The sequence below is a fragment of the Lactobacillus isalae genome, assembly GCF_947539375.1.
Lineage (GTDB): Bacteria > Bacillota > Bacilli > Lactobacillales > Lactobacillaceae > Lactobacillus > Lactobacillus isalae.
In genome coordinates this window covers 1129686-1141648 of record NZ_OX443569.1, presented here as the reverse complement: position 1 = coordinate 1141648, position 11963 = coordinate 1129686, and the positions used below count along the sequence as shown (strand labels likewise).

Here is an 11963-nt window from a genome sequence, read left to right as displayed (position 1 = left end):
TATTAAGAGGCTACAGAAATGAAAATTATTGAGAAATTTGCAGATGAAGTTATTGAAAGTGGAGCCTATCAAGAATTAGATCGTGTATACATAATTAACAAGATCAAAGCTTTAGTTGGTGATGAAGACCAAGAATATGATGAAAAACAAACATCAGTACACCAACTTGTGCAAATGGCTGTCGATCGTAAAATTATTCCAGATGACAATACTTCACGCGAAGTCTTGAATGATGAGTTATATGATTTGAAGACTCCAACACCTTCAAAAGTAAATGAAATTTTCTGGCAAAAGATGCAAAAGGCAGCTAATACAGCAACTGATTGGTTTTATAAGCTTTGTGTTGATAATAATTATGTCAAAAAAGAAGCAATTGCTAAAAATATTGTTTTTTCAGGCAGGAGTTCTAAGAATCATGAATTAGAAATTACTATTAATCTTTCAAAGCCTGAAAAAGATCCTAAAGCCATTGCTGCCGCAGCTCACAATACTGGTAATAAATATCCTCAATGTGCTCTATGTTTAGAAAATGAAGGTTATGTTGGCGGATATGGAAAAAATGCCAGAAGTAATTTACGTGTAATTCGAATGACTATCGGTGGTCATCCATGGGGCTTTCAATATTCGCCATATGCTTACTTTAATGAGCATTGTATTTTCTTAGATCAAAAGCATATTCCAATGATTATTAATCAACAAACCTTAATTAATTTGATTGATATTGAAAAACAGCTCCCAGAATATTTTGTTGGTTCAAATGCAGATTTGCCAATTGTTGGCGGTTCAATGCTGGCTCATGAACACTATCAAGGCGGACGTCACGTCTTTCCAATGATGAAGGCAAAGATTAAGAAAGAAGTTATTTTTGATAAATATCCGGATGTTAAGGCAGGAATAGTTGATTGGCCAATGAGTGATTTGCGGCTAATTAGTAAAAATTCACTAGCTTTAATTAGTCTAGGTAGTAAGATTATTGATTTTTGGGATCGTTATAGTGATCAAGATCGTCAAATTACGGCTTTTGATGGTAAGACTAGACATCATACGGTTACTCCGATTATGCATCGTGATGGAGAAAAATTTGTTCTAGATTTAGTTCTTCGCGATAACAATACTAGCGATAAGTATCCATTAGGAATTTTTCACCCACATTCTGAGCTTTGGCATATTAAGAAAGAAAACATCGGTTTAATCGAAGTTATGGGAAGAGCAATTTTGCCTGGAAGACTTAAGAAAGAACTAGAAGAAGTAAAGAAATATTTACTCGATGAAAATAATGAGATAGCTGAAAGCCATCTTGCTTGGGCTCAAGAAATTAAAGCTAACCATCAAATTACTAGTGAAAATGTAGATAGCATCCTTCAACAAGCTCTAGTTGAAGTGTTTGATCAAGTTCTTGAGTGTGCCGGGGTCTTCAAGAATAATGAAAATGGAGAAGCTGGCTGGCAAAAGTTTACCGAGGCTTTAGTTAGCGAGGTAGATAGATAAAATGAAAACAAGTTTTAGAAAGTATAGTCGTAAAAATGGTCAGGACTTATGTGAAATTAGTCTTGAAAATAATCAAGGAATGAAGGTTAAGATCCTTAATTATGGAGCAACTTTAGAAAAAGTACTACTTGATGGCGAAGATATGATTTTGTCATTAAATAGTCCAGAAGATTATTCAAAAGAAAGGAATTTTCTAGGTGGGACCGTTAGCAGAATTTGTGGACGCGTTCGGCTAGGTCAATGGAAACATGGCAACCAAATATATCAACTTCCTCAAAATGATGGAGAAAACCACATTCATGGTGGTATTGGAACTGATATGAAAATCTGGAACTTTAAATTAAAAAATTCAGAACAAGAGTCTCGAGTTGATCTCTTTCTTTTTGATCCAGATGGAGATAATGGCTATCCCGGCAACATGAAGTTACATGCCACTTATAAGCTTGATAATGAAAATAACTTATCATACAAATTAGAAGCTGTTAGTGATCAGTTAACAATTTTTAATCCGGCTAATCACACATATTTCAACTTAGGTGAAAGAGCTACCGACTTAAAACTCCAACTTGCAGCGGATTACTATTTGCCAGTAGGTACGGATGGATTGCCAAATCAAGGAATGAAAAATGTAGAGAATACAGTGTTTGATTTTAGACAAGGTAAGAAGATATCTACTGCTTTAGATAGTGATGATAGTCAAATTAACTTGCGTAACGGTCTAGATCATCCTTTTATTTTGAATGGGATGCAGCCTGCAGCAGTATTGTCATCTAATAAACACAAAATGATTATGACCACTAATGCACCAGCAATTGTTACTTATACAGCTAACCATTTTAATCATACCGGTGTAGCAAACAATATTGGACAGTACGATGGAATTACTTTAGAAGCACAATATCCACCAGCAGAAGATATAGAGTTAGGAGAAATTACTTTACTCCCTTTTGAAAAGTTTGAGCGTAAGATTAACTGGAACTTTAGTTAATGACATACAAACAGTAGTAAATTTTATAAAAGCGTTTAATATCTTTTGCAAACAGAATAATTTAATTGTTAATTATGATAGCAATTTCATTATAACTTGCGTTAAAATAGCAGATGAAACCATAAAATTTACGTAAAGAGGAAATTATGAACGCAAAAGAAATTTATAGTCAATGGACTAGTGCAGATAATTTACCTGATTATTTAAAAGATCAATTAAACAATTTAGGTAAAGATGAAAAGTGGATTGAAGATGCTTTTGGACAAGATATTAATTTTGGTACGGCTGGTATGAGAGGGAGACTCGAACCAGGTACAAACAGAATTAATTTGTTTACTGTGGGAAGAGTAACAGAAGGTCTTGCCAGATTAATTGACGAAAATGGCGAAGAAGCTAAGAAGCGCGGTGTTGCAATTTCTTTTGACTCACGTTATCACTCAAGAGAATTTGCTGAACATGCAGCTCGTATTTTAGGTGCACATGGAATTCATGTTTACTTATTTGATGATTTAAGACCAACTCCAGAATTATCATTTGCTGTTCGTCACTTAAATACTTTTGCTGGTATCAACATCACTGCTTCACATAATGCTAAGCAATATAACGGCTACAAGGTATATGGTGAAGATGGCGCTCAAATGGCTCCAGAAAATGCAGATCGCTTGTTTGCTTATGCTCAAAAAGTTGATGATATTTTTAGTGTGAAAGCTGCTCCAGTTGAAGAATTACGTGCTAATGGTACTTTACAATTAATTGGTGAAGATGTAGATGAAGCATATTTGGCACACTTAAAGGATGTAACTGTTGATCCTGAAATGGTTAAAGCTAACGCTGATAAGTTGAAGATTATTTACACTCCATTACATGGTACTGGTAAGATGCTTTACGATCGCGCATTTAGACAAGGCGGTTTTGATAATGTAATCCCAGTTCCAAGTCAATCAATTATTGATCCAGAATTCCCTACAACAATCAAACCAAATCCTGAATATCGTGATGTATTTGAACCAGGATTTAAATTAGCTAATGAAGTAGATGCTAATGTTATTATTGCAACAGATCCAGATGCTGATAGAATGGGTGCTGCTGTTAGAAAATCAGACGGTGATTTCCAAGTTTTAACTGGTAATCAAATTGCTACTTTAATGGCATACTACTTATTAGTTCATATGAAGGAAAACGGTACTTTATCATCTGACTACGAATTAGTAACTTCAGTTGTATCAAGTGCTCTTCCATTCAAGATTGCTGATGATTTTGGTATTAAAACCAAGCATGTGTTAACTGGATTCAAGTACATTGGTGAAGAAGTTGACCGCATGAACAAAGAAAATGACGGTAAATTCTTAATGGGCTTTGAAGAAAGTTACGGTTACTTGTTTAAACCATTTGCTAGAGATAAAGATGCTATGCAAGGTGCGTTGATGTTTGCAGAAGTAGCAAGCTACTATGCTTCTAAAGGCATGACTGTCTTTGATGGCTTGCAAGAAATCTGGCAAAAATATGGTGTAGCTTACGAAATTACTAAGGCTATTGAAATGCCAGGTATTGGTGGTCAAAAGAAGATGGCTGAGTTAATGAGTAAATTACGTAAAGAACACTTAACTGAAATTAATGGTGCCAAGGTTGTCAAGATTCAAGACTTTGAAACTCAAGAAACCATTGAAGGCGATAAGAAGACCCCATTAACTGGATTTCCTAAGTCTAATGTTTTGAAGTACTTCTTAGATGATGAAACTTGGGTTGCTCTTCGTCCATCAGGAACTGAACCTGTAATTAAGGCCTATGTTGGTGTAAACAAGAAGGATATTGAAACTGCAGAAAAAGCAGCTGAAGAATATCAAGACGCATTAGCAAATTTATTAAAGTAATGCAAAATTAGTGCGAAAGTACGTTCGCTGTAGTAAAATAAATACGTTAATAGAAGTTGGGCTATTTTAGTCCAACTTTTTTTGCGGAGGATGAAAAATGATTAGACGACAAAAAAATAAGAAATTTGAACTTGTCTCTAAATTTCAACCAGCAGGAGATCAAGAGCAAGCAATTAAAAAGTTGACCGATGGCTTTGAACAAGGAGAAAAAGCACAAATCTTAGAAGGTGCAACTGGTACTGGGAAGACTTTTACTATGGCGAACGTAATTGCCAAGTTGAACAAGCCAACTTTAGTTATCTCGCATAATAAAACTTTAGTTGGTCAACTTTATGGTGAATTTAAAGAATTTTTCCCTAAAAATGCCGTTGATTATTTTGTATCTTACTATGATTACTATCAGCCAGAAGCTTATGTACCGCAGTCAGATACTTATATTGAAAAAGATTCATCAATTAATGATGAAATTGATCAATTGCGTCATAAAACCACTAGTGATTTAATGTCTAGAAACGATGTAATTGTCGTAGCTTCTGTATCATGCATTTATGGTTTGGGTGATCCAAGAGAATATGCGGCAAGCGTAGTATCTTTATCTGCAGGACAGGAAATTAGCCGGGATGTATTATTACGAGACTTAGTAAATATTCAATATGATCGTAATGATATTGACTTTCAACGTGGTCGCTTCAGAGTGCGTGGAGACGTAGTAGAAATTTTCCCCGCTGGATATTCTGATCATGCATTTAGAGTGGAATTTTTTGGGGATGAAATTGATCGAATTGTAGAAGTAGATTCTTTGACTGGTGAAGTAATTGGTGAACGTGAACAAGTATCAATCTTCCCAGCTACGCACTTTGTTACTAATGAACAAATTATGCAAAGAGCTTTAGCCTCAATCAAAGATGAAATGAATATTCAGGTCAAGAAATTTGAAGGTGAAGGTAAACTTTTAGAAGCTCAAAGAATTAAGCAAAGAACCACTTATGACATGGAAATGATGAGTGAAGTGGGTTATACAAATGGGATTGAAAACTATTCCCGTCATATGGAAGGTCGTCAAGCAGGCCAACCACCACATACTTTGCTTGATTTCTTCCCTGATGATTTTTTAATTTTAATTGACGAATCTCATGCTACAATGCCGGAATTAAAGGCAATGTATAACGGAGACAGAGCACGTAAACAAACTTTAATTGATTATGGTTTTAGACTACCTTCAGCTTTAGATAACCGACCATTAAAGTTAGAAGAGTTCGAAAAGCATGTTAACCAAATAATGTATGTTTCAGCAACTCCAGGCGACTATGAATTAAACCAAACCGATCATAAAGTTGAACAAATTATTCGACCTACAGGATTACTTGATCCTGAAATTGAAGTCCGTCCAATTAAGGGCCAAATTGATGATTTAGTTGGCGAAATTAATAAGCGAATTGATCGCGATGAACGTGTTTTTGTTACAACTTTAACTAAAAATATGGCTGAAGATCTAACCGACTACCTAAAAGATCTAGGGATTAAGGTACGTTATTTGCATTCAGATATTAAGACATTAGAACGTCTTGAAATTATTCGCGACTTACGTCTTGGAAAATTCGATGTCTTAATTGGGATTAATCTGTTACGAGAGGGTATTGATGTGCCTGAGGTTTCTTTAGTCGCAATTTTAGATGCAGATAAAGAAGGATTTTTACGCTCAACTAGGCCTTTAGTTCAGACGATTGGTCGGGCTGCCAGAAATTCAAATGGTAAAGTAATTATGTATGCTGACTCAATTACGGATTCGATGCGTGAAGCAATTGACGCTACGGAGAGAAGACGTAGTTTGCAGATGAAATTTAACAAAGAACATGGTATTACGCCTAAGACTATTGTTAAGCCAATCAGAGATGTCATCTCAATTACTAAAGATAGCGACGATAAAGAAAATAAAGAAAGCTTTGCTGACCTAAACTTTGATGAGTTGACTAAGAAACAAAAGCAGAATATGATTAAAACTTTAACTGCTCAAATGCAGGAAGCTGCTAAGAAGTTGGACTTTGAAGAAGCTGCTAACTTGCGTGATGCAATTATGGCTTTACAAAATCAAGTGCATGAAAAGAAAAAGTAGTAGAGGAGGATAATTGTTAAATGGTAAATGATAAAATCGTTATTCATGGAGCTCGAGAACATAACTTAAAAGATATAAGTTTATCAATTCCTAAGGATAAATTAGTAGTTATTACTGGTTTATCAGGCTCGGGAAAAAGTTCATTAGCCTTCGATACTTTATATGCTGAGGGTAGAAGAAGATATGTAGAATCTCTATCAAGTTATGCGAGACAATTCTTAGGTCAAATGGACAAGGCTGATGTGGATTCAATCGATGGACTAAATCCAGCAATTTCTATTGATCAAAAGACTACTTCCCATAATCCACGTTCAACAGTTGGAACTGTAACAGAAATCAATGATTATTTGCGTTTGTTATGGGCACGTGTAGGTCATCCAATTTGTCCAAATGATGGGACTTTAATTGAAAGACAAAGCGTGGATCAAATGGTAGATCGAGTGATGAATTTACCTGAAAGAAGTAGGATTCAGATTTTAGCTCCTGTTATTCGTGCTAAAAGAGGGGAACACAAGGAAGTCTTTAAACGGATTCAGCGTGCGGGTTATGTTCGTGTAATTGTCGATGGTGAAATGCATGAGATTACTGACGATTTTGACCTAGATAAAAATAAGCGCCACAGTATTGATATTGTTGTCGACCGTTTAATTGTTAAAGAAAATATTCGTAGTCGTTTATTCGATTCTGTTGAAGCTGCTCTTCGTTTAGCTGATGGCTATATGGATGTAGATGTGATTAAAGGCGAACGCATTAACTTTTCAGAATACTATGCTTGTCCAATTTGTGGCTTTACTGTCGGTGAAATGGAACCACGCCTATTTTCATTTAATGCACCTTTTGGAGCTTGTCCTGATTGTGATGGATTAGGGATGAAACTATCAGTTGATGAAGATTTAGTAATTCCCGATAAGGATAAGACTTTAGGTGATGGGGCATTAGTTCCTTGGGCTAATTCTAAATACTATACAGCAATGTTAGAACAGGCTTGCAAAGCATTGAAGATCCCTCTAGATAAGCCATATAAAAAATTAACTAAGAGACAAAAAGATTTAATTTTAAATGGCTCAAATGGAAAGAAGATCAAATTTCATCTTGAAGGCGATTTTGGTGTAAATGATACTGTTCAAGAATTTGAAGGAATTTTAAATAATATCAATCGTCGTTATCATCACCCAATGTCTAAATTTATGCGTGATGCGATGGGGAAGTATATGACTGAATTGACCTGCTCAACGTGTCATGGTAAGAGACTAAACGAAAAAGCTCTAGCAGTAAAAGTAAATGGTAAAGACATTGCTGAAGCTTCAGATCTTTCAATCGCTAAGTCATTAGAGTTCTTTAATTCAGTGAAATTAAGTGAACAAGAAGAGATGATTGCTAAGCCAATTTTGAAAGAAGTACGGGATCGTTTAACTTTTTTAATTAATGTTGGTTTAGATTATTTAACTTTATCTCGTTCTGCTGGAACCTTATCTGGTGGAGAAGCTCAGAGAATTAGGTTGGCAACTCAGATTGGATCTAATTTATCTGGTGTTATGTACATTTTAGATGAGCCATCAATTGGTCTTCATCAACGCGATAATGATCGTCTTATTTCTTCTCTTAAAAAGATGCGAGATCTTGGTAATTCATTGATTGTGGTCGAACATGACGATGAAACTATGAAACAAGCAGATTATTTGGTTGATATGGGACCAGGAGCTGGTGTATATGGTGGAAAAGTAATGGCTGCTGGTACACCGGAAGAAGTAATGAAGAATCCAGAATCTTTAACTGGGCAATATCTATCAGGTAAAAAGATTGTTCCTGTTCCATTAGAACGTAGAAAGGGTAATGGTAAGAAAATTACTGTTACTGGTGCTGCAGAAAATAACTTGAAGGATATCTCAGTTGACTTTCCTTTAGGTAAGTTTGTTGTGGTAACAGGCGTTTCAGGTTCTGGAAAGTCCACTCTTGTTAACTTGATTTTAAAGCGTGCTTTAGCGCAAAAATTAAATAATAACTCAGCTAAGCCTGGTAAATATAAGTCAATTAAGGGATATAAAAATATCGAAAAGATTATCGATATTGATCAAAGTCCTATTGGGAGAACTCCGCGCAGTAACCCAGCTACCTATACCAGTGTGTTTGATGATATTCGTGCTTTATTTGCGCAGACTAATGAAGCAAAAATGCGTGGATATACTAAAGCTAGATTTTCCTTTAATGTTAAGGGCGGTAGATGTGAAGCATGTCATGGCGATGGAATCATTAAAATTGAAATGAATTTCTTGCCAGATGTTTATGTGCCTTGTGAGGTTTGTCATGGGACAAGGTATAATTCAGAAACTTTAGAAGTTACTTATCGTGAAAAGAATATTTCTCAAGTCTTAAATATGACGATTAATGAAGCTTGCAAGTTCTTTGAAAATATTCCTAAAATTCATCGCAAACTGCAAACAATTGTTGATGTTGGACTAGGTTATGTAAAACTTGGTCAGTCTGCTACCACTTTATCTGGTGGTGAAGCTCAAAGAATGAAATTGGCATCAGAGCTGCAGAAACTTTCAACTGGTAATAACTTCTATATCTTGGATGAACCAACAACCGGTTTACACACTGATGATATCAAACGCTTGCTAGAAGTATTGCAACGCTTAGTTGATGAAGGAAATACAGTTTTAATTATTGAACATAACTTGGATGTCATTAAGAATGCCGATTGGTTAATTGATTTAGGTCCTGAAGGTGGAGATGGAGGTGGCCAAGTAGTGGCTACCGGTACTCCAGAAGAAGTGGCTAAAGTTAAAGAGAGCTATACTGGTCAATACTTAAAACCAGTTTTGGAGCGAGATACTAAGCTAACCAAAGAGTTGATGAATGATAAAGATAAGCCAGAGGAAAGTTAATGGTGTTTTAGAAAATTAAGTGTAGAATATTATCTGGGAGGATATAAAAATGAACGACATTTATAATTCTAGACACCAAGGCTTTGACTGGGGTTCATTCATAGCAGGTATTTTGTTTGTTATTGCATCATTCTTGTTACTGCGCTATCCTGGTCGTGGCTTAAGCGCATTTGTATTTGTATTTGGTATTTTATCAATTTTACAAGGAATTATTTGGATTTCAGCATATGTAAAATTCCATAATATTTTTGATTTGAGCTGGGTAACCTTAGTATCAGCAATTATCGATATTGTAATCGGAGTTTTATTCTTATGTTCACGTGAAATTGGGGGATTAACCTTAGCAATTTTGTTTGCTATTTGGTTCTTAGCCGATTCAATTATTGGAATAATCTTTTCATGGCACTTACGCGAATATTCAACTGGCTATTTTGTTCTTTGCTTAATCTTGAACATTATTAGTTTAATTATTGCTTTTGCTTTATTGTTCAATCCAATGCTTGCAGCTGTTACTTTGGTATACTTAGTAGCATTTTGGTTAATGGTATTTGGAATCAATGAAATCTTTGTTTCATGGATGCATAGATAAAATAAAAAGTCGTATCTTAAACTATAAGATAACGGCTTTTTATTTTTATTCAAAAAATGAAACACCCGGTATGTTATAATAGCGATTAAGGAGGGATAGCTATGGCTGAACAGAAAAAACAATTATTAATTGTTACTGGTATGAGTGGCGCAGGTAAAACTGTTGCTATTAAAGCTTTAGAAGACATGGGATATTTTGTGGTAGACAACTTACCACCAGAATTGTTGGGAAGTTTCTGGGAATTGATTAACAATTCGTCAGATTTTAGTAAGGCAGCGGTAGTTGTTGACCTAAGAGTGAAAAGTTTCTATAAAGATTTAGTTGATGAAATTAAATCTTTAGAGGATAGCCAAAATGTTCAGTCAACTGTCTTATTTTTAGATGCTTCAGATGATGTTTTAGTATCTAGATATAAAGAAACAAGACGTTTACCACCTTTGGCTCATACAGGCCGATTACTTGATGGTATTCAAGAAGAAAGAGCTATTTTATCAAGAACAAAAAATATTTCTAATATAATAATTGATACCTCCCGTTTATCTACAAAAGAATTAAAGGCAAAATTAGTAGATAAGTTTGGAGATAATCAAACTCGTACTTTCTCAATCGAAGTAATGAGCTTCGGATTTAAGTATGGCATCCCAATTGATGCTGATATTGTGATGGATGTAAGATTTTTACCAAATCCTTTTTATATTCCGCAGCTTAAACCATTTACAGGCTTAGATCGTCGAGTTTTTGATTATGTAATGAGCAAGAAAGAAACCAAAGAGTTTTATGCTAAATTTTTAGACATGTTGGAGACGGCTATTCCCGGATATATTGCTGAAGGTAAAGAAAAATTAACTATCGCAATTGGATGTACTGGTGGTCAACACAGGAGTGTTTCAATTGCACGCCAATTGGCAGTTGATTTGGCTAAGAAATATCCAGTTGATATTTCTCATCGAGAAATTAGTCGTTATATTGGACAATAAAGGAGTTCGAGATGGCGTACGGAGAAAATAAAATTGTACGTGTCATTCGCGGACGTCGCCCTAAAATTGTTGTTATTGGCGGTGGAACAGGTTTACCTGTTATTTTAAATGCTTTAAAAGAGCAAAATGCTGATATAACTGCAATTGTTACTGTGGCAGACGATGGTGGATCGTCCGGTGCAATTAGAGACTATATTAATGTAGTTCCGCCAGGTGATATTAGAAACGTATTAGTTTCTTTGTCGGATTTACCAAAAGAAGAAAAAGATATTTTTCAATATCGTTTTAATTCTTCTGATTCATTTTTTGCAGGTCATGCGATTGGAAATTTAATTATTGCTGCTTTAGATGAAATGCAGGGAAATATTTTTGACGCAGTTCAATCTTTATCCAGAATGATGAGAATTGATGGTCGAATTTTTCCTGCTTCAAATGAACCTTTGACCTTGAATGCAGAATTTGTTGATGGAACAACCGAAGCAGGAGAAACCGAAATTACTGCAAAGGATAAAAGAATTAAGCGTGTTTGGGTAACTGATACAGATTCTGACGATGAACCTAAGGCAGTATTACCAGTTTTGGCTGCTATTATGCAGGCGGATGCGGTAGTTTTAGGACCAGGAAGTTTATTTACTTCAATTTTACCTAATTTAATGATTTCTAATTTGGGGGATGCAGTAAGACAAACAAAGGCTGAGGTAATTTATATTTGTAATATTATGACTCAGCAAGGTGAAACAGATCACTTTACAGCTGCTGAACACGTTCAGGTAATTAATGATCACTTAGGTGGACACTATATTAATACAGCTCTAGTAAATGGAGCAAAAATTGATATGAGTAAATTTAATCCAGCTGACTATGATGCTTATCTTGAACCGGTAAGAAATGACTTTGCGGGATTACGTGCTCAAGATTGTCGCGTAATTACAGCTGACTTTATTGATCAACATAGCGGCTTGGTTTTCCATGATGGAAAAAAAGTGGCTGATGAAATATTAAATTTAGCTTTTGAAGCATATTGTCGCAGACAGAAGGAACAGGATTAG

The 11963-nt window shown here is 35.2% G+C and carries 8 protein-coding genes; all 8 read left to right on the top strand.

Annotated elements, in window-relative coordinates; genetic code table 11:
* Positions 1-18: 18 nt before the first annotated feature.
* The 8 genes from QM512_RS05605 to QM512_RS05570 all read left to right on the top strand — a co-directional run bounded on the left by QM512_RS05605 (position 19) and on the right by QM512_RS05570 (position 11963).
* Positions 19-1488, top strand: coding sequence for a UDP-glucose--hexose-1-phosphate uridylyltransferase (locus tag QM512_RS05605; protein WP_282804812.1), 1470 nt, complete (start codon positions 19-21; stop codon positions 1486-1488).
* A gap of 1 nt (position 1489) precedes the next feature.
* On the top strand, positions 1490-2476 hold the full coding sequence (locus QM512_RS05600; protein ID WP_282804811.1) for an aldose epimerase family protein: 987 nt from the start codon (positions 1490-1492) through the stop codon (positions 2474-2476).
* A gap of 146 nt (positions 2477-2622) precedes the next feature.
* A complete protein-coding gene (locus tag QM512_RS05595; RefSeq protein ID WP_282804810.1) occupies positions 2623-4347 on the top strand; it encodes a phospho-sugar mutase in 1725 nt (574 codons plus the stop codon).
* Between the two features lie 97 nt (positions 4348-4444).
* The gene (gene uvrB / locus QM512_RS05590; protein ID WP_394358292.1) at positions 4445-6460 is read left to right on the top strand and encodes an excinuclease ABC subunit UvrB; all 2016 of its coding nucleotides are present in this window, start codon (positions 4445-4447) and stop codon (positions 6458-6460) included.
* A gap of 20 nt (positions 6461-6480) precedes the next feature.
* The gene (gene uvrA, locus QM512_RS05585; RefSeq protein WP_282804809.1) at positions 6481-9348 is read left to right on the top strand and encodes an excinuclease ABC subunit UvrA; all 2868 of its coding nucleotides are present in this window, start codon (positions 6481-6483) and stop codon (positions 9346-9348) included.
* Between the two features lie 49 nt (positions 9349-9397).
* Entirely contained in the window at positions 9398-9937 is a 540-nt protein-coding gene (locus tag QM512_RS05580; RefSeq protein WP_282804808.1) for an HdeD family acid-resistance protein, read from the top strand.
* 101 nt (positions 9938-10038) lie between these two features.
* A complete protein-coding gene (rapZ, locus tag QM512_RS05575; RefSeq protein ID WP_282804807.1) occupies positions 10039-10914 on the top strand; it encodes an RNase adapter RapZ in 876 nt (291 codons plus the stop codon).
* Positions 10915-10925: 11 nt separating this feature from the next.
* On the top strand, positions 10926-11963 hold the full coding sequence (locus QM512_RS05570) for a gluconeogenesis factor YvcK family protein (protein WP_282804806.1): 1038 nt from the start codon (positions 10926-10928) through the stop codon (positions 11961-11963).